Origin of the sequence: Pseudoflavonifractor sp. An176, from assembly GCF_002160435.1 — a bacterium.
In the GTDB taxonomy this organism is placed as follows: domain Bacteria; phylum Bacillota; class Clostridia; order Oscillospirales; family Oscillospiraceae; genus Enterenecus; species Enterenecus faecium.
In genome coordinates this window covers 33,469-53,230 of sequence record NZ_NFKO01000003.1, presented here as the reverse complement: position 1 = coordinate 53,230, position 19,762 = coordinate 33,469, and the positions used below count along the sequence as shown (strand labels likewise).

General features: G+C 43.3%; 24 protein-coding genes and 1 pseudogene. 23 read left to right on the top strand and 2 right to left on the bottom strand.

Annotation, left to right across the window (positions count from 1 at the left end):
* Window position 1 precedes the first annotated feature (1 nt).
* From B5F12_RS02855 to B5F12_RS02805, 11 genes are all read left to right on the top strand, one after another.
* Complete coding sequence (locus B5F12_RS02855) at window positions 2-865, top strand: hypothetical protein (RefSeq protein WP_087229991.1); 864 nt, start codon at window positions 2-4, stop codon at window positions 863-865.
* Between the two features lie 15 nt (window positions 866-880).
* Complete coding sequence (locus B5F12_RS02850; protein WP_087229988.1) at window positions 881-1,078, top strand: hypothetical protein; 198 nt, start codon at window positions 881-883, stop codon at window positions 1,076-1,078.
* Entirely contained in the window at window positions 1,065-2,855 is a 1,791-nt protein-coding gene (locus B5F12_RS02845) for a type IV secretory system conjugative DNA transfer family protein (RefSeq protein ID WP_087229986.1), read from the top strand. Before B5F12_RS02850 ends, B5F12_RS02845 begins: the two co-directional genes overlap by 14 nt.
* Before the next feature lie 16 nt (window positions 2,856-2,871).
* Complete coding sequence (locus B5F12_RS02840; protein ID WP_087229983.1) at window positions 2,872-3,228, top strand: glutamyl-tRNA amidotransferase; 357 nt, start codon at window positions 2,872-2,874, stop codon at window positions 3,226-3,228.
* Window positions 3,229-3,312: 84 nt separating this feature from the next.
* Window positions 3,313-4,149 carry a hypothetical protein gene (locus tag B5F12_RS02835; RefSeq protein WP_087229980.1) on the top strand — a complete coding sequence of 279 codons (837 nt, stop codon included), beginning with the start codon at window positions 3,313-3,315 and terminating at the stop codon, window positions 4,147-4,149.
* 10 nt (window positions 4,150-4,159) lie between these two features.
* Window positions 4,160-4,369, top strand: coding sequence for a hypothetical protein (locus B5F12_RS02830; protein ID WP_087229976.1), 210 nt, complete (start codon window positions 4,160-4,162; stop codon window positions 4,367-4,369).
* 13 nt (window positions 4,370-4,382) lie between these two features.
* Entirely contained in the window at window positions 4,383-4,799 is a 417-nt protein-coding gene (locus B5F12_RS02825) for a PrgI family protein (RefSeq protein WP_087229972.1), read from the top strand.
* Window positions 4,783-7,116 carry a DUF87 domain-containing protein gene (locus tag B5F12_RS02820; RefSeq protein ID WP_087229969.1) on the top strand — a complete coding sequence of 778 codons (2,334 nt, stop codon included), beginning with the start codon at window positions 4,783-4,785 and terminating at the stop codon, window positions 7,114-7,116. Before B5F12_RS02825 ends, B5F12_RS02820 begins: the two co-directional genes overlap by 17 nt.
* 147 nt (window positions 7,117-7,263) lie before the next feature.
* Window positions 7,264-8,559 carry an ATP-binding protein gene (locus B5F12_RS02815; RefSeq protein WP_087229965.1) on the top strand — a complete coding sequence of 432 codons (1,296 nt, stop codon included), beginning with the start codon at window positions 7,264-7,266 and terminating at the stop codon, window positions 8,557-8,559.
* Window positions 8,560-8,682: 123 nt separating this feature from the next.
* Window positions 8,683-9,456, top strand: coding sequence for a class B sortase (gene srtB, locus B5F12_RS02810; protein ID WP_087229962.1), 774 nt, complete (start codon window positions 8,683-8,685; stop codon window positions 9,454-9,456).
* A 36-nt stretch (window positions 9,457-9,492) separates the two neighbouring features.
* Window positions 9,493-11,235 carry a CHAP domain-containing protein gene (locus B5F12_RS02805; RefSeq protein ID WP_087229959.1) on the top strand — a complete coding sequence of 581 codons (1,743 nt, stop codon included), beginning with the start codon at window positions 9,493-9,495 and terminating at the stop codon, window positions 11,233-11,235.
* Between the two features lie 27 nt (window positions 11,236-11,262).
* On the opposite strand, the gene B5F12_RS02800 is transcribed toward B5F12_RS02805, so the two are convergent.
* On the bottom strand, window positions 11,263-11,622 hold the full coding sequence (locus tag B5F12_RS02800; RefSeq protein ID WP_087229956.1) for a helix-turn-helix transcriptional regulator: 360 nt from the start codon (window positions 11,620-11,622) through the stop codon (window positions 11,263-11,265).
* Between the two features lie 145 nt (window positions 11,623-11,767).
* On the opposite strand from B5F12_RS02800, the pseudogene B5F12_RS02795 reads away from it, so the two are divergent.
* The 9 genes and pseudogenes from B5F12_RS02795 to B5F12_RS02755 all read left to right on the top strand — a co-directional run.
* Window positions 11,768-11,863, top strand: a pseudogene (locus tag B5F12_RS02795) (TnpV protein); the annotation flags it as partial.
* A 141-nt stretch (window positions 11,864-12,004) separates the two neighbouring features.
* The gene (locus B5F12_RS02790; protein ID WP_087230327.1) at window positions 12,005-12,544 is read left to right on the top strand and encodes a helix-turn-helix transcriptional regulator; all 540 of its coding nucleotides are present in this window, start codon (window positions 12,005-12,007) and stop codon (window positions 12,542-12,544) included.
* Window positions 12,541-13,338 (top strand): alpha/beta hydrolase, encoded by a 798-nt coding sequence (locus B5F12_RS02785; protein WP_087229951.1) that lies wholly within the window; start codon window positions 12,541-12,543, stop codon window positions 13,336-13,338. Before B5F12_RS02790 ends, B5F12_RS02785 begins: the two co-directional genes overlap by 4 nt.
* Window positions 13,319-13,519 (top strand): cysteine-rich KTR domain-containing protein, encoded by a 201-nt coding sequence (locus tag B5F12_RS02780; protein ID WP_275532691.1) that lies wholly within the window; start codon window positions 13,319-13,321, stop codon window positions 13,517-13,519. Before B5F12_RS02785 ends, B5F12_RS02780 begins: the two co-directional genes overlap by 20 nt.
* Before the next feature lie 220 nt (window positions 13,520-13,739).
* Entirely contained in the window at window positions 13,740-14,630 is an 891-nt protein-coding gene (locus B5F12_RS02775) for a YafY family protein (RefSeq protein ID WP_087229945.1), read from the top strand.
* 68 nt (window positions 14,631-14,698) lie between these two features.
* On the top strand, window positions 14,699-15,241 hold the full coding sequence (locus B5F12_RS02770; RefSeq protein WP_087229942.1) for a ClbS/DfsB family four-helix bundle protein: 543 nt from the start codon (window positions 14,699-14,701) through the stop codon (window positions 15,239-15,241).
* Between the two features lie 22 nt (window positions 15,242-15,263).
* Window positions 15,264-16,148, top strand: coding sequence for a radical SAM protein (locus B5F12_RS02765; protein ID WP_087229939.1), 885 nt, complete (start codon window positions 15,264-15,266; stop codon window positions 16,146-16,148).
* A gap of 30 nt (window positions 16,149-16,178) precedes the next feature.
* Entirely contained in the window at window positions 16,179-16,817 is a 639-nt protein-coding gene (locus tag B5F12_RS02760; RefSeq protein ID WP_087229935.1) for a GyrI-like domain-containing protein, read from the top strand.
* A gap of 19 nt (window positions 16,818-16,836) precedes the next feature.
* Window positions 16,837-17,025: a cysteine-rich KTR domain-containing protein gene (locus B5F12_RS02755; protein ID WP_087230324.1), complete on the top strand. Its 189-nt coding sequence runs from the start codon at window positions 16,837-16,839 to the stop codon at window positions 17,023-17,025.
* Window positions 17,026-17,070: 45 nt separating this feature from the next.
* On the opposite strand, the gene B5F12_RS02750 is transcribed toward B5F12_RS02755, so the two are convergent.
* Window positions 17,071-17,604, bottom strand: a complete 534-nt coding sequence (locus B5F12_RS02750; RefSeq protein ID WP_087229932.1) for a PadR family transcriptional regulator — start codon at window positions 17,602-17,604, stop codon at window positions 17,071-17,073.
* A 120-nt stretch (window positions 17,605-17,724) separates the two neighbouring features.
* Between B5F12_RS02750 and B5F12_RS02745 the strand changes: the two genes are divergently transcribed.
* The 3 genes from B5F12_RS02745 (at window position 17,725) to B5F12_RS02730 (ending at window position 19,297) form a co-directional block, all read left to right on the top strand.
* Entirely contained in the window at window positions 17,725-18,192 is a 468-nt protein-coding gene (locus B5F12_RS02745) for a hypothetical protein (RefSeq protein WP_087229929.1), read from the top strand.
* Window positions 18,193-18,214: 22 nt separating this feature from the next.
* Window positions 18,215-18,403, top strand: coding sequence for a cysteine-rich KTR domain-containing protein (locus tag B5F12_RS02740; RefSeq protein ID WP_087229926.1), 189 nt, complete (start codon window positions 18,215-18,217; stop codon window positions 18,401-18,403).
* A gap of 465 nt (window positions 18,404-18,868) precedes the next feature.
* Window positions 18,869-19,297 (top strand): ECF-type sigma factor, encoded by a 429-nt coding sequence (locus B5F12_RS02730; protein ID WP_087229922.1) that lies wholly within the window; start codon window positions 18,869-18,871, stop codon window positions 19,295-19,297.
* Window positions 19,298-19,762 lie beyond the last annotated feature (465 nt).

Here is a 19,762-nt window from a genome sequence, read left to right as displayed (position 1 = left end):
AATGAGCATTTATGATGTATTTAGCGGCGGCAGCAAACCGTTTGATAAAGCGGAATGGGCAGCCCAGAAGCAGGCGCAGCGCAAGGAAGCCTATGAGCTGATTGACAACACCTGCGCCGAAATGATGATAAGCGGCGACAGCTTCCGCCAGTACCTTGATGTACAGGGGCGTTTTGACCGTTACTCGGTTGCAAACGCTATTTTGGTATCGGCGCAGATGCCCGAAGCGACACAGCTTAAAGATTACAACTCTTGGAAGCAGAGCCGTGTCTATGTAAACAAGGACGCACAGAAGGTCGTTATCCTTGAGCCGAGCAAGGAATATACCCGTGAGGACGGTACAAAGGGCATTTCCTATAACGCCAAAGCAGTCTATGACATTTCCGAAACATCGGCTAAAGACAGAGCGCAGGCACAGGAGCAGAAATCTATGCGTGAGCTTGTATCGGCTTTGCTCGACGCAAGCCCCGTGCCTTGCGTTCCCGTTGATGACTTGGAGCTGCCTGCCTACTATGACGGCTCTCAGCAGACCATCTTTGTCAAAAAGGGACTGTCCGAAGAAGCGTTGTTTATCAGTATGGCAAAGGAAGTATCTGCGGCGGTCTATGACTTCAAGTACAATGAGAGCCGTGACGCTTCCGATTTCAAATCCTTTTGCGTTGCCTATATGGTAAGCTCCCGTTACGGCGTAGATACCAAAGGCTTTGATTTTTCCCGACTTCCCAGAGAGTATGACGGAATGGATACGCAGGTGTTCAAGGGAGAGCTTGGTACGATGCGTGATGTTCTGGGCGAAATCCAGAGCGATATGTATAAGAGTATGGAGAAAAACAAGCCTGCAAGGAATAAAGAGCAGGAACGGTAATCGGAGGTGCAGATTATGAAAGAAGAACGATACCATATCGCACTTGACAGGTACGATAAAAATATCGTTATCAATGCGCTCAATACCCTGCGGACACGGCAGATACAGGAGGAACGCCCCACCGAGCCTGTTGACGAGCTGATTGACAAGGTAGCCAACGCACCAACGAAAAAAATACGAGTCATGCATTGCAGGTGCAATGAGGAACGATGACAAAAAGACGGGCTTAATCCTTTCCGTCTGCGGTATAGTTCCTGTTATATGGCTTGCTCTGTTGACAGCACCTTATGTGGGTGGTGGTCTGGTTGAAATCATCCGAGGTCTGCCCGTGGCATTAGGCAATCCACTTGAAATAACGGTGTGTGAGGACAGCGCAAAGACTGTCCTTATTTTTTTGCTTGCCTACGCTATGGGCATCGGCATTTATTTCTCCACACGCAGGAACTACCGCAGGCGGGAGGAACACGGCTCGGCAAAATGGGGCGATGCGGGTGCTTTGAACAAGAAATACCGTGACAAAGACCCGTCCGCAAATAAGCTGCTTACCCAGAATGTCCGCATAGGCTTAGACGGGAAAAAGCACCGCCGCAATCTGAATATTTTGGTCTGCGGCGGCTCTGGTGCGGGAAAAACAAGGTTTTTCTGTAAGCCGAACGCTATGCAATGCAATACCTCAATGGTAATTTTAGACCCGAAAGGCGAAATTGTCCGTGACATCGGCGGGCTGCTTGAAAAGAAAGGCTATGAGGTGCGTGTCCTTGACCTTATCAATATGCACCGCAGCCATTGTTACAACCCGTTTGTCTACCTCAGAAACGATAACGATGTGCAAAGGCTTGTAACCAATCTCTTTAAGGCGACCACGCCGAAAGGCTCACAGTCACAAGACCCGTTCTGGGACACGGCGGCAAGTATGTTACTGCTGGCTTTGGTGTTCTATCTGAAATATGAAGCTCCGCCCGATGAGCAAAACTTTCCGACGGTGATGGAGCTACTCCGTGCGGGAGAAGTGCGTGAGGACGATGACAGCTATGTAAGCCCTCTTGACGAGTTGTTTGACCGTCTGGAAATGGTAAACCCAGAGCATATTGCCCTGAAATATTACAGGGATTACCACTCAGGCTCGGCGAAAACCTTAAAGAGTATCCAAATTACCCTTGCCGCAAGGCTTGAAAAGTTCAACCTTGAAAGCCTTGCGGGGCTTACCGCCACCGATGAGCTTGACCTGCCCTCTTTGGGCGAAAAGAAGGTTGCGCTGTTCGCTCTCATTCCCGACAACGATACGAGCTTTAATTTTCTCGTGAGTATCCTCTATACGCAGTTATTTCAGCAGCTTTTCTATCTGGCAGACCACAAATACGGAGGAAGCCTGCCAGTGCATTGCCATTTCATAATGGACGAGTTCGCAAATGTTTCGCTGCCCGATGACTTTGATAAGATACTTTCAGTTATGCGTTCAAGAGGCGTGTCCGTATCCATTATCCTGCAAAATCTGGCACAGTTGAAGGCTTTGTTTGAGAAACAATGGGAAAGCATTGTAGGCAACTGCGATACTTTTCTTTATTTGGGCGGCAATGAGCAAAGCACCCACAAATATGTGTCAGAGCTTTTAGGCAAGGAAACGATTGATACAAACACTTACGGAAAGAGCGAGGGGCGAAGCGGCAGCTACTCAACCAACTATCAAATATCTGGGCGTGAACTGATGACGCCTGATGAAGTGCGTATGCTTGATAACCGTTACGCACTTCTTTTTTTGCGTGGAGAACGCCCTGTAATGGACTTCAAGTATGACATTATGAAGCACCCGAATGTAAAGATGACAACTGATGGAGGTAAACCGCCGTATATCCACGGAGAGCCGACACAGGCTGTCGCAACCCTTGTGTTTGACAGCGATATTCCAAAGAACGCCGTAAGCGTAAAAGCTGTCAGCACTTCCTATGAGCTTCTCTCCAACGAGGACTTGGAGGAAATCTTTAATATCTAAAGGAGGATTTTTATTTATGAAACTTTTTCAGAAGAACGAAAGTAAGGAAACCGCAAAGCTGCCGATGTCTGGCAAGGTAAAAAAGGGCTTTCGCTTTTACTGCGTGACCGTTATGACAACGGCTTTGGTGGTCGGCACATCTATGACTGCCTTTGCAGCAAGTGACCCTCTTACCGTAGTCAATAATCTGTCCGACTTCATTTTCGGCTTAATCCGTGCCGTGGGTATGATTTTGCTCGGCTTCGGCGTGGTGCAGATTGGTCTGTCGCTGAAATCTCACGACCCGTCCCAGAGAGCAAACGGCTTTTTGACCCTTGCAGGCGGCGTTGTGATTACCTTTGCGAAAGAAATCCTTACCCTCATTACGGGCTGAAAAACTGACACAAGACAAGATAACGGGAGCAGATCCGCTTTGCGGATTTACTCCCGTTATCTAATTATCTAAGGAGGTGGTCTAATGTCGGATAATTGGATTGTGCAAAACTTAGAGAACGCTCTGCGGACTTGGAACGACAAGCTATCGGAAATATGGCAGCTCATCACCCAATCCCCAGAGCAGTTTAAGGGCGGCACAATTTGGAATGTAATCGTAAATATTCACGGCGCAGTACAGGCAATCGGACTTGCGTTGCTCGTGCTTTTCTTTGTTGTCGGCGTGATGAAAACCTGCGGCTCGTTCGCAGAGGTGAAAAAGCCCGAACACGCCCTGAAACTGTTTATTCGCTTTGCCCTTGCAAAAGGCATCGTGACTTACGGATTGGAACTGATGATGGCTCTGTTTAACATCGTGCAGGGCTTAATATCAACCATTATGAACGCCGCAGGCTTCGGCTCGGCAGCACAGACGGTATTGCCGCAGGAAATTGTCACGGCTGTTGAGGACTGTGGATTTTTCGAGAGTATTCCCCTATGGGCAGTCACTCTCATCGGCGGACTTTTCATCACGATATTATCATTCATTATGATTATGTCTGTGTACGGTAGATTTTTCCGCCTTTATCTTTATACCGCAATCGCTCCCGTTCCTCTATCTACTTTTGCGGGAGAGCCAAGCCAGAATGTGGGCAAGAGCTTTATCAAATCGTATGCCGCCGTCTGTCTGGAGGGCGCAATTATCGTGCTTGCCTGTATCATATTCTCCCTTTTTGCAGCTTCTCCACCTGCGGTTGACCCGAACGCTGCGCCTGTATCTATGGTATGGAGCTATATCGGAGAGCTGGTATTTAATATGCTCGTCTTGGTCGGTGCGGTCAAAATGGCAGACCGTGTTGTAAGAGAAATGATGGGCTTATAAGGAGGAAGCAATGAAACGGTTTTATGTTTTTAAGGACGGAGTACAGCAAGGAAGCACCGCTACAAAGGAAAGTGCTGTTGAACTTATCCGTCAGTATCAGGAAAAGGAAACGCATCCGTTTCTGAAAGCGGAGTTCAGTATTATTGCGGGTGAAGAAGAATATATCCCATATCTGTCCCACAAAAAGCAGTCCAGACAAAAAAGCGGTATGGAACGATAAGGAGGTGTAACTTTTGGAAGTCAAGATAAATAAGGAAATCCGCAATTACACGGAGAGTATGTTTTTTGGACTGTCGCTACGGCAGTTCATTTTTTCTTTACTTGCCTGCGGCGTAGCGGTAGGGCTGTATTTTATTCTCCGTCCGTATTTCGGAATAGAAACGCTTAGTTGGGTGTGTATTCTCGGAGCTGCGCCCTTTGCGGTAATGGGCTTTGTCAAGTACAACGGTATGACCGCAGAGCAATTTGTATGGGCGTGGATTAAATCAGAGTTTTTGATGCCGAAAAAGCTGATGTTTAACCCCGACAATCTCTACTATGAAACGCTGAAAACCACAATTCAAAACCACGAAAAAGGCGTTTGCCCCGTGACGAAAAAATCAAGAAAAGCGAAACGCAGCAAGGAGGTAAAGAATGCTGAAAACTCTTAAAACTCTGTTTAAGCAGGATAAGGAAAAGTTTGTCGTACCCAAATCGGTGCAGGCGATTATCCCGATTAAGACTATCTGGGAGGACGGCATTTTTCTTGTCGGCAGTAACAAATACGCAAAGACCTTTAAGTTTGAGGATATAAACTATTCCGTGGCAAGCCGTGAGGATAAAGAAGCGATGTTCCTCGAATACTCGGAGCTTCTCAATTCTCTCGATAGCGGCGCAACCACAAAAATCACGGTCAACAACCGTAGGCTCAACAAGGTTGATTTTGAGCAGACCATTTTAATTCCTATGGCGGAGGACGGACTGGATAAGTACCGTAAGGAATACAACAAAATGCTGCTTGATAAAGCAACGGGAGCGAATTCTATCGTGCAGGATAAGTATGTGACGGTTTCCGTCTGCAAAAAGAATATCGAGGAAGCGAGGAATTATTTTGCCCGTGTAGGCGCAGACCTGATTTCCCATTTTGCACGGCTCGGCTCAAGATGCGTAGAGCTTGAAGCGGAAGAAAAGCTCCGTATTTTCCACGACTTTTACCGCACAGGAGAAGAAACGGCGTTCCATTTCGACCTGAAGCAGACAATGCGTAAAGGTCACGATTTTAAGGACTTTATCTGCCCCGATACCTTTGAGTTTGAAAAGGATTATTTCCGTATGGGCGACAGATATGGGCGTGTCATTTTCCTGCGTGAATATGCGGCATATATCAAAGACAGTATGGTGGCGGAGCTTTGCGAGCTTAACCGCAATATGATGATGTCCGTTGACATTATCCCCGTACCCACAGACGAAGCCGTGCGTGAGGTCGAAAACAGGCTGCTCGGCGTGGAAACCAACATCACAAACTGGCAGCGCAAACAAAATCAGAACAACAATTTTTCGGCGGTCATTCCCTATGACCTTGAACAGCAGCGCAAGGAAAGCAAGGAGTTCTTGGACGATTTAACGACCCGTGACCAGAGAATGCTTTTTGCGGTTTTGACGATGGTGCATACGGCGGAAACAAAGGAACAGCTTGACAATGATACGGAAGCTCTCCTTACCACAGCCAGAAAGCACCTTTGTCAGTTTGCGGTGCTGAAATATCAGCAGATGGACGGGCTGAATACCGCCCTGCCGTTTGGTGTCCGCAGGATTGATGCGATGCGTACCCTTACAACAGAAAGCCTTGCGGTGTTTATTCCTTTCAGAGTACAGGAAATCCATCACGAAAACGGCGTGTATTATGGGCAGAACTCCATCAGCAAAAATATGATTATCGCAAACCGCCGCCATCTGCTCAATGGCAACTCGTTTATCTTAGGCGTATCAGGTGCGGGAAAATCCTTCACGGCAAAAGAAGAAATGGTAAATATCATTCTCACAGACCCAAACGCCGATGTCATTATCATCGACCCTGAACGGGAATACTCTCCGCTTGTAAAGGCAATGCAGGGCGAGGTCATTCACATCTCGGCAACGAGCGAAAACCATATCAACGCTATGGATATGAACTCCGATTACGGTGACGGCGCAAACCCCGTCATTCTGAAATCAGAGTTTATTTTGTCCCTCTGCGAGCAGCTCATCGGCGGCGCAAGTCTGGGTGCGAAACAGAAGTCAATCATTGACCGTTGTACGGCAGGCGTGTACCGCCACTATCAGCAGGGCAATTATCAGGGCGTACCGCCCACCTTGCAGGACTTCCGTGAGGAACTCTTAAAGCAGGACGAGCCAGAAGCAAAGGAAATCGCCCTTGCAATCGAGCTGTTTACGGACGGCTCTCTGAACACCTTTGCAAAGCATACCAATGTAGATACCCACAGCCGCCTTATCTGCTACGACATTCTGGATTTAGGCAAGCAGTTGCAGCCCATCGGTATGCTTGTCGTTCTTGACAGCATCTTAAACCGTATTACCCAGAACAGAGCGAAAGGCAGAAATACATTCATCTTCATTGATGAGATTTATCTGCTCTTTCAGCACGAATACTCGGCAAACTTCCTCTTTACCCTCTGGAAGCGTGTGCGGAAATACGGGGCGTACTGCACAGGTATTACCCAGAATGTGGACGACCTTTTGCAGAGCCATACGGCGAGGACGATGCTTGCCAACAGCGAGTTTATCATTATGCTCAATCAGGCGTCCACCGACAGGATTGAGCTTGCCAAGCTCTTAAATATCTCCGACCTTCAGATGAGCTATATCACGAATGTCGGCGCAGGTCAGGGACTATTAAAGGTCGGCAGCTCTCTTGTGCCGTTTATCAACAAGTTCCCACGGAATACGGAGCTTTACAGGCTGATGACTACCAAATTCGGGGAGGTGTAAAAAAGAGGGCTTGACGGTGTTCGTGTCGAATTTTGAGAAGTTCAAAATAGAGCTCGTGTAATTTAGTGTTAGAAATCAAGAAAAAATCATTGATATTTACACGAATGTGTGCTATACTATGTTCAGCACCTTAAAGGAGGTCTGGCAATGTATCGAAAAATAATGAGCTTCTTGGAAGCGTGGAAAGATAGCGTTCACCGCAAGCCCCTGATTTTGCAGGGAGCAAGGCAGGTCGGAAAAACCTACTCGATTTTAGAGTTTGGGCGCAGCCACTATGAAAATGTGGCATACTTCAATTTTGAAACAAATCCAAAGCTGAACGAAACCTTTGAGGAAAATATCAGCCCTGATTATCTGATACCCATTTTATCCCACATCGCAGGTCAGACGATAGTAAAGGAAAAGACGCTGATAGTATTTGACGAGGTACAGCTTTGCGAACGGGCTTTAACTTCTCTGAAATACTTTTGTGAGGACGCTCCAGACTATCATATCGTAGCTCTCGGCAGCTTGCTCGGCGTAGCGGTAGGCAGGGCGAAATTCTCTTTCCCTGTGGGCAAGGTTGATATGAAAACCCTGTATCCTATGGATATGGAGGAATTTATGCTGGCTATGGGCGAGGACGCTCTGGTAGCTCAGATTAAAAAGTGCTTTGAAACCGATACGCCGATGCCCTCTGCCCTGCACGATGCGGCAATGCTGCTTTACAGGCAGTATCTCGTTGTGGGCGGTATGCCTGAGTGCGTCTTGCAGTTCACACAGACAAAGGACTATATCCTTGTGCGCCACACGCAGGACACCATACTCGCAAGCTATCTCAACGATATGAGTAAGTACAACAATGTGAACGAAATCAAAAAAACAAGGCTTGCCTATGACAACATTACGGTACAGCTCTCAAAAAAGAATACCCGTTTTCAGTATAAGCTGATAAAGAAAGGCGGCAGGGCTTCCGAGTTTGAAAACGCTATCGAATGGCTCTGCCTGTCGGGTATCGTTTCACAGGTGTATAAGGTGGAGCAAATCAAGAAGCCTTTGGAGAATTACCGTGATATTGATGCGTTCAAGATTTATGTTTCCGACTTAGGACTGCTCTGTGCAAAGAAAGACTTAGCGGCAAACGATGTCCTCTATATGGTTGAGGAGCTGAACGACTTTAAGGGCGGTATGGCGGAAAACTATGTCGATGTGCAGCTTACCATTAACGGATACAAGACCTACTATTGGGAGTCCGAGCGTGGGGCTGAGATAGATTTTGTCATTCAGCGTGACGGTCAGCTTATCCCTATTGAAGTAAAGTCGGCTGACAACACCAGAGCAAAGAGCCTGAAGGTCTATATGGAAACCTATAAGCCTGCTTACGCCATCAAGCTCTCTGCAAAAAACTTTGGCTTTGAGGACAATAAAAAGACCGTTCCTCTCTACGCCGCATTTTGTATCTAATATTGAAACGAATAACACAATCGGTAACGCTCACCTTTACAGGGTGGGCGTTATTTTTATGCAGGCATCTTCTGTCATTCCAAAAGCAGCCAGAAATTTCAAGATAAGAAAGGACAAAAGCCTATGAAAGATTATAAAAAATTCATCTGCCTTACTGCCGCCGTGTGCCTGTTAGGTGCGGCGGCTTTTTGCGGCTATCACATTTACGACCATTATGCCCACGAAGCCGAGCAGACCGAAGCCTTTGAGGAAATTGCCGCAATCGTGGAGCAGGCGCAGACAGAGGACAGTAACGCCCCAGAAGTCCCCTTGACTGAGGAAGAAAATGTCCTTGCAGAGTACGGCGGACTGTTTTTGAAAAACACGGATATGGTCGGCTGGCTTTCCATTGCAGGCACAACCGTCAATTACCCCGTGATGCAGACACCGAATGCGCCGAACTACTATCTGAAACGCAACTTTGATAAAGAATACAGCGACTTGGGAACGCCGTATATTCAGGAAAACTGCGACCTTGCAAGCAGCGATAACCTTGTCATTTACGGTCATCACATTAAGGGCGGCAAGATGTTCGGGGCTTTGGAGGATTACAAATCCCAGAGCTTTTATGAGGAACACAAGACCATTCAGTTTGATACCCTAACACAGCGTGGCGAATATGAGATTGTCGCTGTCTTTAAGACTGTGGCGTACAGCTCTCAGGGCTTCCGCTACTATGATTTTGTCGATGCGGAAAACGAGGACGAGTTTAACGCCTACATTGAAAAATGCAAGGAGCTTGCATTGTATGAAACAGGCGTAAACGCAGAATACGGCGACAGGCTCATCACACTCTCTACCTGCGAATACTCAGCGCAGAACGGCAGGCTTGTGGTGGTCGCAAAAAAGGCAGTTTGAATTTGACTGCACATCTTCTGGGGAAGGAGGTTATCTATGGCTGATATAAAAACCAGAGATGCGGTCAAGGGTACGATTAAGACCATTGACAAGGCTGCGGTAGCTTCCGAGCGTATGAAGTCGGCTTATTCCAAAATAAAGGACAAGGCGGAGCAGGGCTATTACGCTGAGGAAGGCTCCGCTACCGAATATGCTGCCGATAAGGTTTCGGCAGCTTCGGAGCGCATTACGAATGAGGGCGTTCATCAGTTCAACAAGCAGGGTCAAAAGGCGGTCAAAACCACAAAGGATAATATCGTTAAGGCAAAGGATAAACTATCCGATTTCAAGCAGAAACGAGCCGCTAAAGCCGCCGAGAAGCGTATGTCTGGAAACAGCGTACAGACCTACCGCAGTACCGTCAGCCATTCCGCAGATAAGGCGGTCAAGGGCGCAAATCAAGCGGAAAAGACCATAACGCAGACTGCCCGAAGCGGAAAAAAGACAATAAAAACAGCCGCAAAAGGCACGGTAAAAACTACGCAAAAATCCGTGAAAACCGCACAGGCGACCTCAAAGGCGGCGATAAAAACTGCCGAGCATACTGCTAAAGCGACACAGGCGGCGGCAAAGGCTTCCGTAAAAGCGGCTCAAAGAGCTGCACAGGCAGCCAGAGTCACGGCAAGGGCTGCGATTGCTGCTGTAAAAGCGGCGGTCAAAGCGACTGCGGCGGCGGTTAAGGCGATTATCGCAGGAACAAAGGCGCTGATTGCGGCGATTGCGGCGGGCGGCTGGATTGCGGTTGTTGTGATTTTGGTCATCTGCCTTATCGGTATGCTCATAGGCTCGGTGTTCGGTATCTTCTTTGCGGGCGAGGACTCAGGCAGCGGAATGACGATGCAGACCGTGGTACAAGAAATCAATACCGAATATGACAGCCGCCTTGATGAAGTCAAAAACGAGAATGCCTATGATGTTCTGGAGATGTCAGGGAGCCGTGCCGTCTGGAAAGAGGTGCTTGCGGTTTACTCGGTCAAGACTACTACCGACCCAGACAATCCGCAGGAAGTGGCGACAATGGACGATAACAAAAAACAGCTCCTGACGGACATCTTCTGGGAAATGAACGAAATCAGCTCCAGAACGGAAAGCAAGACCGAAACCGTGATAACCGAAACCGATGACGGTCACGGAAATATCGTCCAGACCGAAACCACCCAGACACGGACTTACCTGTATATCACAGTCAGCCACAAAACAGCCGAGGAAATGGCAGACCAATACGGTTTTGACGATGAGCAGCGGCAGATGTTATCCGAATTACTTGCCGATGAAAACAATTCGCTATGGTCGCAGGTGCTTTACGGCATCTCCGTAGGCGACGGCGAAATCGTGACCGTGGCTCTATCGCAGGTCGGTAATATAGGCGGTCAGCCTTATTGGTCGTGGTACGGCTTCAACTCCCGTGTCGAGTGGTGCGCCTGCTTCGTTTCGTGGTGCGCTAACGAGTGCGGTTATATTGAAAACGGCGTTATTCCAAAATTTGCAGGCTGCATACAAGGCTCTGAATGGTTTATGGAGAGAGGACAATGGCAGGACGGCAGCTTTACGCCAGAGACGGGACACATTATCTTCTTTGACTGGGAAGGCGACGGTCTTACAGACCATGTAGGTATTGTAGAGCGTGTGGAAAACGGAACAGTCTATACTGTTGAGGGTAACTCTGGCGACGCCTGTAGGCAGAACAGCTACGCTGTCGGCAGCAGCGTTATCTATGGTTACGGTATCCCCGCTTATTAAAAATGGGCAAAAGAAAACCAGAGGATTTTATTCCTCTGGCTCTTTTGCTTTACATAGTCCGTTTACAGTTGCTTCAATCACGGACAGTTCTTTATCATCTAAGTTGTCGAGCTGTGCGTCTATGCGTCTGCGGACGGAACTCTTTTTGACTTTTTTATTAGGAAATATGTACTCGTCAACCGAAACATCGAACATTGTAATAAGCTGAATAAACAGCTCGATGCTTGGATACTTTCCCTCATTCTCGATAGATTGAATGTGTCTGGGAGCATAGCCGATTATTCCAGAAAGCTGCTCTCTCGTCATTCCTCTTGCTTCACGGGCTTTCTTAATCGCCTGTCCTATCGGCATAAAATCGAAATCAAAATCGTTGTTTCTCTCGTCCATAAGCTCACCACCTTGTACCAATATAATTATCTTATTATATTGTATGGATTTGTGGCTTCTTATTAAACGATGTGAAAATGCCGACTATAAGATATTTCACTTCTTATAAATGGAGCTAAAAATTCATATTATCTCTTGGACACATGGTATCACGGAACAGTTAAAGGCTGAATACGCTTTTGAATGGATTGGGCGAATGAATAACATACAGGTTTGTGCTATGGAGATTGTGAATGAGGAATCGTTTATACATATAACAGACAAGCGGCTGAGGATAAAAGCTCTGTCGCTTTGTGTTTACAAAAACAACTACCTCTTGACTTTTGGTCCTTTTCTGAATATAATAGTAATATTACTAATAGCAATATACGGAGGATGTACAATGGATAACATTATTCTTGGACTTTTACTTATGTGTAATAGAACGATATATCAATTAAGGGATAGAATTAGCAAAGGGATAAATTTGATGTATAGCAGCAGTATGGGCAGCATACAGGCTGCAGTAAAAAAACTGCTGAATTGCGGATATATCAGTTATGAGGAGATTATTGATAATGGAAAATATAAGAAAATCTATTGCATAACGGAAAGCGGAAAGCAGCATTTTTATGAGTGGATAAACGCACCCTTAGAAGAACAAAGTCCTAAAATTCCAGAGTTAGCAAAGGTCTATTTTATGGGATTTTCAGATAAGAAAAATCGAGAGACAAGCATACAACAACATTTAATGTATTTAAAAGAACAATACAATGTGTTAGCGACAATATGTGATAATGTAAAGAATATTGATGTTTTAGAAGAACACAAAGATATACTTAATTATCAATTTGTATCTGCACTATATGGCAAAGATATAATCAAATTTAATATTGATTGGTTCGAGAATTTATTAGAAAAGATGAGGAATGGAGAAATATGAAGCAATACCATTTAGAGAAATCACCTATTGTTTATTATATCAGCAGAAAGGAAAAAACAGAATGGATCCTTTTTATTCACGCAGCTTTTGTAAATCATAATATGTTTCAAACCCAAATCGACTATTTTCGGGATAAATACAATATTCTTACTCTTGATATTATTGGTCACGGTAAATCAACGAAAGTGCGAAAAGGTGATAGTATAGATAAAATGTCGGCGTGGATAAGCGAAATCCTAAAAACAGAAAAAATTGAAAAGATACATATTGTCGGCATTTCATTGGGAGCTGTATTAGCTCAAGACTTTGCAAACCAGTATCCAGAAGCAGTACAATCACTTGCTTGTTTCGGCGGTTATGATATAAACAATTTTGATGCAAAAATGCAGAAAGAAAATAGCGCATCACAGACACTTATGATGCTTAAAGCTTTATTTTCAATTAAATGGTTTGCAAAGTCGAATAAAAAAATATCTGCTTATACTTTACAGGCTCAAAAGGATTTTTACGAGATGAATATTCAATTTCCTAAAAAGTCATTTATGTATTTATCTTCTTTAAGCAGTATGGTAAATGTTCGGCAGACAGAACCAAGGAAATATCCTTTGCTTATTGGCTGCGGAAAGTATGATATTCCAATGGAACTATCCGCAGTAGAAATGTGGAAGAAAAATGAACCAGAATGCTGTGTGATTATTTTCGAGGGAGCTGGACATTGTGTGAATATGGACACACCAGATAAATTTAATGCAGCTATGGAGGAATTTTGGTTAAGTGGATACGGCAAATACTAAAAGTGATTGGATACGCTGCCCTGTCTGCGGCAATAAAACCCGAACAATGATACGGGAAAATACCGAACTAAAAAATTTCCCTCTGTATTGTCCGAAATGCAAACAGGAAACTTTGATAAATGCAAAGGAATTACATATAACCGTCATTAAAGAGCCAGACGCACAGACGCAGAGCCGATGAACTTGTGAGGTAACTCACAGCTCATCGGCTCTTTGAATTTTAAAATATTATACTTTACTGCTATGTCTGCAAATAATTGTTATGATGTTCTGCTTGTCATCGATAGAATTGAAAGTACATATGGTCGTTATTGAAATTAGTTATCCCAGATATTATAATAAAACTTGACATAAGATGTCAGGCTTTATGTGCTATTTTATCTGTAACGGAGGACGATTAAATGCAGGAAAGCAGACTGTTTAGAATTGTTTACTATTTGCTTGATAAAGGACGAGCGACTGCTCCTGAATTAGCAGAACATTTTGAAGTATCTGTTAGAACAATATATCGAGATATAGATACATTAAGTGGAGCGGGTATCCCCATATATGCGGAAACTGGTAGAAATGGCGGCATTTACTTGATGAAGGGGTTTGTTTTAGATAAAGCTGTACTATCCGATGAAGAAAAACAAGAAATTCTTTTAGCAATGCAAAGCCTTAGTATTGCTCAAAACAATGATGAAATAATAAGAAAACTCTCTGCAATATTTAATCTCAATACAGACAATTGGCTTGAAATTGATTTTTCAAGATGGGGTACGCCGCATAGTGATAACAAAAAATTTGAGCAATTAAAATCTGCTGTTATCCATCAAAAATGCGTAAAAATTGCTTATGCAAGCTCTTATGAGGAAATTACGGAAAGAATTATACAACCGATAAAACTTCTGTATAAGTCTATGTCGTGGTATTTGAAAGCGTATTGTACGCAGAAACAAGATTATAGGATTTTCAAGTTGACTCGAATTATGAATATAGAAGTTCTATCTGAAGGTTTTTCTAATAAGGAGTTTCCTGAATTAGAGATAGCTTCAAAGCCAGTCTATAAAAAAATTGTATTAAGATTTCCAAAGGAAGTTGCTTACAGAGTTTATGATGAGTTTGATATAACACAAGTCGAAATACAAACAAATGGAGATTTAATTGTTTCGACTGAAATGCCCGAAGATGCTTGGCTGATTGGGTACTTGTTAACTTTCGGAACACAAGTTGATATTATCGAACCATTGTACTTAAAAGAAGTCTTAGCTGAACAGGCAAGAAAAATATATGAAAAAAATAAACCTTGACACAAGGTGTCAACATTATTGTGGTACTCTTATGATAGATTATTGTTATTTGGAGGAAAGAAAAGATTATGGGTAGACCAACATCAAAAACAGATTTAATAAACGCAGCAACAGCAAACTATGAAAAAATGAATACCTTGATTTCAGGATTAACAGAGAACGAATTATCGACACCTTTTGATTTTTCCAGCGATGTAAAGAAAAAAGAAGCGCATTGGAAAAGAGATAAAAATTTACGAGATATTTTAATTCATCTTTATGAATGGCATCAGTTATTACTTAATTGGGTGCAATCAAATAGAGGGGGTAATAATACTACCTTTATTCCTGCACCATATAATTGGAAAACCTATGGTGAAATGAATGTTGAGTTTTGGAATAAACATCAAAAAACAACTTTGGAAGAAGCAAAAAGTATGCTTCAAAAATCACACACAGAAGTTATGCAGCTAATGGAACACTTTTCAAATGAAGAACTGTTTTCTAAAGGCGTATATAAATGGGTTGGCGGAAGTACTTTGGGGTCATATTTTATTAGTGTTACAGCAAGTCATTATGACTGGGCTATGAAAAAACTAAAAGCACACAGGAAAAATTGTACTGCTAAATAGCGAATTGGAAAGGAACAATAATATGCACTATGTGACTGCAAAAGGTATCTTGTCAGCAAAAAATGGAATGAATTTATATCGTGGTTGCTCTCACGGGTGCATCTATTGTGACTCCAGAAGTAACTGTTACCATATGGAACACGATTTTGAGGATATTGAAATTAAAGCGAATGCTATTCCTCTCTTAGAAAATGCTCTTAAACGAAAACGGAAAAAATGTATGATAGGGACAGGCTCTATGACCGACCCTTACATTCCATTAGAATTGGAAATCGGATATGTTAGAAAGGCACTTTCGTTAATATATGAATATGGTTGCGGTTTTACAGTAATAACCAAGTCAAACCGTATTATGCGTGATATAGACCTGTTAAAGAAGATAAACGAAAAAACAAAGTGTGTCGTTCAAATGACCCTAACGACCTATGATGAAGAAGTATGTAGAAAAATTGAGCCAAATGTCAGCACAACAGCCGAACGATTTGAAGTTTTGAAACAGATGCGAGATGCAGGAATACCTACTGTTGTGTGGCTGACTCCAATTTTGCCATTTATCAATGATACGGAAGAAAACATCTCTGGCATTTTGGATATGTGTATTGAAGCAAAGGTATATGGCATTATTTGTTTTGGAATGGGTCTGACACTTCGTGAAGGGAACAGAGAATACTTTTATAAACAATTAGACCGTTTATATCCACGATTAAAGGAAAAATACATTGAACGATACGGAAATCAATATATAATTGCCAGTCCGAACAATACAAATTTAATGCACTTGTTTCATAAAAAGTGCGAACAGTATGGAATAATCCATAACAACGAGCAGATTTTTAACTATTTGCGTACTTTTGAGGAGAACAATATAGGTAAGCAACTTAGCCTTTGGGATTTGGAAACGAGATGAATATATTTTTGAGAAAGTGAGGTTAAATAGATGGCTTTTGATTTTAAGAAAGAATACAAGGAGTTTTATATGCCAAAGAGCAAACCAGAAATTGTGATTGTTCCAACGGCAAATTATATAGCGGTACGGGGACAAGGTAACCCAAATGAAGATGGTGGAGATTATCAGAAAGCAATAACTGTGCTATACGCAGTCGCATATACATTGAAAATGAGCTATAAGACTGAGCATAAAATAGAGGGGTTTTATGACTATGTTGTTCCCCCTCTTGAAGGATTTTGGTGGCAGAATAGTTGCCATAGCATAGATTATGCAAATAAAGATACCTTTAATTGGATTTCCGTTATTCGTCTGCCTGATTTTGTTACAAAAAAAGATTTTGATTGGGCGGTTGACACAGCAACAAAAAAGAAAAAGTTAGATTGTTCCTCTGCGGAGTTTCTGACAATCGAAGAAGGTTTATGTGTGCAGATTATGCACATTGGGTCGTTTGATAATGAACCTGCTACTGTTGCTGTTATGGATAAGTTTCTAAACGAGAACGGATATATCAATGATATAAGCGATACTCGGCTGCATCACGAAATTTATATGTCTGACACACGAAAAATTGCCCCTGAAAAGTGGAAAACCGTCATAAGGTATCCGATTAGAAAAAGAAATAATTGAAGCAAATGGTGAAAATATGATAAAAACAGCAGAATGGATATTATGTCCTGTTTGTGGCAGCAAAACTCGTGATAGGCTTAGAGAGGATACAGTATTGAAAAACTATCCTCTCTACTGCCCGAAATGCAAACAGGCGACTTTGATTGATGCAAAGGAGCTACATATAACCGTCATCAAAGAGCCAGACGCACAGACGCAGAGCCGATGAATTTACGAGATACCTCGAAGCTCATCGGCTCTTTCATTTTAACTATTAAGTTTCATCACAACTTTTTAGAATGCGATTTGTGCCTGCTATTTCCGCATCAACTAAATCAATCATTCTCTTTACATTTGCCGAATGTATAGAAGAAACTTCACTTTCCCATAAGGGATTGACTTGCTTTTCAATTCCTTTACGATATTTCTGCAAAACACTAAGGCGTTCCTGCAAAAGCTCTCGTTGCTCAGTAGGAGTAAATGTGTTCAGATAGAAGGCGGCAATAGAAAATATGTTTGTATCATAATTAAATTGTGTGATTGATTTTTTGAGAGTATCTTGAAACATGGCTTTTCCTTTGTCTGAAAGGCTATAAACGGTACGATCTGGCATATTTCCGACTTTTTCAGTTGTACCTGTTATGTATTCTTTTTTTTCAAGAGCTTTTAAAGTGGAATATACTGTTGAATCAGCGATATTAAACCACCATTTTACATTCATATAGTTTAAAAGTTTGATTATTTCATATGCGTTAAGTGGCTTTTCATAAATAAGACCTAAAAGCATTGTGGCAGGCTTTGATAACATATGGCTTCCTCCTTGACATTTTGTTGTATATGTAGTACTATATATATAAAGTAGTTTGAAATGATACTACTATTGTATCACATTCAAGTCAAAAATGGAAGAGCGATAGAGGAGGTTTTCATGCCACAACTTAACAAAGGCGGTAAATTTGTATTCGGGCTTTCTGTTGTGAGGGATGATTTAACAATACATATCCCGCCGCAGGCGATATTAGAATATAATGCCATACAGGACGGAAAGGTTATCATTTTTACAGGAAGTAAAATAACGGGAGGGTTTTGCGTCACTACATATTCGTTGCTGATGGATTCAAAGTTGCGTCATATATTGAAAGAGTGTCCCATGTTAAAGGAATATCAGCTTTCCGAAGGTGAATTTATTAAATATAAGGGGCGTAAATATGCTTGGCTTGGTATCGATAGCAATGGGATTATAAAATTGCCACAAAGCACTTTGGAAGTTTTGGAATTACAGTCTGGAATGGAACTGTTATCTATCCGCAGCAGCGATATCGCTTTTACAATGGGAGCAAAAGGTCCCTTACTGGAAAAAGCATACAATTTTCGTGGGGAAATCGAGAGATATTAGGGGAGATTGAAAAAACGGTTAGATGAAAAAAACAGAATGGTTACGCTGCCCTGTCTGCGGGAGTAAAACGAGGTCGCAGATACGAGAAGATACTGAAATGAAAAACTTTCCTCTCTATTGCCCGAAGTGCAAGCAGGAAACTTTGATAAATGCAAAGGAACTACATATAACCGTCATCAAAGAGCCAGACGCACAGACGCAGAGCCGATGAACTTGTGAGTAATCACAGTCATCGGCTCTTTCTCTTATACTTGGACAAGCCCACCGAATAAAAAAAACGGTGCTTTGGTGGGCTGTTCCGTCACGCCCGAACAAAATATCACAGCCCTCTAAACCCGTTTTGAGTTTGGAGGGATTTTTTATGCGCTGGTCTGCCCTGAGCGCCTTGCTGCTTATCAGAAGCAGCAATTATCTTACATAGTATCACGAATAAGTGAGGATAACCTGTTAAAAAAATCCTCAGTTGCTCGTGGTACTCTTACGCCCTTGAAATAGAAGTCAAATATCTACACAATAGAGTTTATATCGCCTATAACCGCAAAGGTCTGACTACCTTTGCGGTTTTTTGTTTGTCGTTATTTGTCGCAACAAAAGAAAAGCCCATATCTGGCGTTGGTTGCCGTTCGCCGCCTTTCAATCTGGATTTTCAAAAAATTCAGATTGGAGGTAAAACGGTATGGCTTACAACAAAGCCAGAGAAGAAAAGAAATGGCGGCTCTGGAAAGAAGCCGAAGAAAAACAGTTAAGGAAGCTCGGAGTTGACGAAAGCACCATCGAAACGCTCCGCACTCACGATTGGGCGATTTTCAATTCGGACAGGCGGTACTACCAGCGTATGCAGGAAGCGGGTACATATCTTGATGGAGTTGCCGATGATACGCAGCAGCCCGAAATAAAGACGGTTGAAGACTTTCTGAACAGTATCGAAAACCAGCAGCTCTATCAGATTTTGGTTAAGGTGGACAAGCTGACCCTGCAAATCGCCTTGATGAAAATACAGGGCTATTCTACCTGCGAAATAGCTCACTCTCTCAGCATTACGGAGAAAGCTGTTTACAGACGAATGGATAGGCTCAAAGAAAAAATAAAAAAGTTTTTTGAGTAGAGGGGAAAATCGCTGTTCCCCACGGGCTACAGGGTGAGAGGACAAAATCCTCACACCCTGTTTTCCTTTGTGTGGCAAAAACAGGACTGCCCCTTGACAACCGAATAATCATTCGTCAAATACCTTCTCTTTGCGATTGTGATGAGCATAAGCGTGTCGAGAGGTACGCCACGACCTGCCGCAAGGCAGAGAGCGATAACTACCTACTCAAAATATCGGGCAGCTCCCGATTTCGCCGTAACTCGCAAAGAGGATAATGATACTCCCGTCCAGTCACAGTCCGAGCGTGATAAAACCGTCGCAGGCAATGAGGGCGGCTCTGGCAGACCGTCAGTTGGGGTGAAACTCCCGTGGCGTCAGTTCGCTGCTGACCGTTTGACGATTTCCCTTTGCATTTCGGGGCGTCGAGGACAAATTGAAGTGCTCCTATCATAAAGCCGAACGCAAGGCGGTCTATGGAAACAG

Coding starts and splice junctions, on each gene's coding strand:
- B5F12_RS02835 (WP_087229980.1), top strand. CDS start 3,313: ATGTCGGATAATTGGATTGTGCAAAACTTAGAGAACGCTCTGCGGACT.
- B5F12_RS02785 (WP_087229951.1), top strand. CDS start 12,541: ATGAAGCAATACCATTTAGAGAAATCACCTATTGTTTATTATATCAGC.
- B5F12_RS02815 (WP_087229965.1), top strand. CDS start 7,264: ATGTATCGAAAAATAATGAGCTTCTTGGAAGCGTGGAAAGATAGCGTT.
- B5F12_RS02830 (WP_087229976.1), top strand. CDS start 4,160: ATGAAACGGTTTTATGTTTTTAAGGACGGAGTACAGCAAGGAAGCACC.
- B5F12_RS02760 (WP_087229935.1), top strand. CDS start 16,179: ATGGCTTTTGATTTTAAGAAAGAATACAAGGAGTTTTATATGCCAAAG.
- B5F12_RS02840 (WP_087229983.1), top strand. CDS start 2,872: ATGAAACTTTTTCAGAAGAACGAAAGTAAGGAAACCGCAAAGCTGCCG.
- B5F12_RS02805 (WP_087229959.1), top strand. CDS start 9,493: ATGGCTGATATAAAAACCAGAGATGCGGTCAAGGGTACGATTAAGACC.
- B5F12_RS02750 (WP_087229932.1), bottom strand. CDS start 17,604: ATGTTATCAAAGCCTGCCACAATGCTTTTAGGTCTTATTTATGAAAAG.
- srtB (WP_087229962.1), top strand. CDS start 8,683: ATGAAAGATTATAAAAAATTCATCTGCCTTACTGCCGCCGTGTGCCTG.
- B5F12_RS02740 (WP_087229926.1), top strand. CDS start 18,215: ATGAAAAAAACAGAATGGTTACGCTGCCCTGTCTGCGGGAGTAAAACG.
- B5F12_RS02775 (WP_087229945.1), top strand. CDS start 13,740: ATGCAGGAAAGCAGACTGTTTAGAATTGTTTACTATTTGCTTGATAAA.
- B5F12_RS02765 (WP_087229939.1), top strand. CDS start 15,264: ATGCACTATGTGACTGCAAAAGGTATCTTGTCAGCAAAAAATGGAATG.
- B5F12_RS02820 (WP_087229969.1), top strand. CDS start 4,783: ATGCTGAAAACTCTTAAAACTCTGTTTAAGCAGGATAAGGAAAAGTTT.
- B5F12_RS02745 (WP_087229929.1), top strand. CDS start 17,725: ATGCCACAACTTAACAAAGGCGGTAAATTTGTATTCGGGCTTTCTGTT.
- B5F12_RS02845 (WP_087229986.1), top strand. CDS start 1,065: ATGAGGAACGATGACAAAAAGACGGGCTTAATCCTTTCCGTCTGCGGT.
- B5F12_RS02850 (WP_087229988.1), top strand. CDS start 881: ATGAAAGAAGAACGATACCATATCGCACTTGACAGGTACGATAAAAAT.
- B5F12_RS02730 (WP_087229922.1), top strand. CDS start 18,869: ATGGCTTACAACAAAGCCAGAGAAGAAAAGAAATGGCGGCTCTGGAAA.
- B5F12_RS02800 (WP_087229956.1), bottom strand. CDS start 11,622: ATGGACGAGAGAAACAACGATTTTGATTTCGATTTTATGCCGATAGGA.
- B5F12_RS02790 (WP_087230327.1), top strand. CDS start 12,005: ATGGATAACATTATTCTTGGACTTTTACTTATGTGTAATAGAACGATA.
- B5F12_RS02855 (WP_087229991.1), top strand. CDS start 2: ATGAGCATTTATGATGTATTTAGCGGCGGCAGCAAACCGTTTGATAAA.
- B5F12_RS02770 (WP_087229942.1), top strand. CDS start 14,699: ATGGGTAGACCAACATCAAAAACAGATTTAATAAACGCAGCAACAGCA.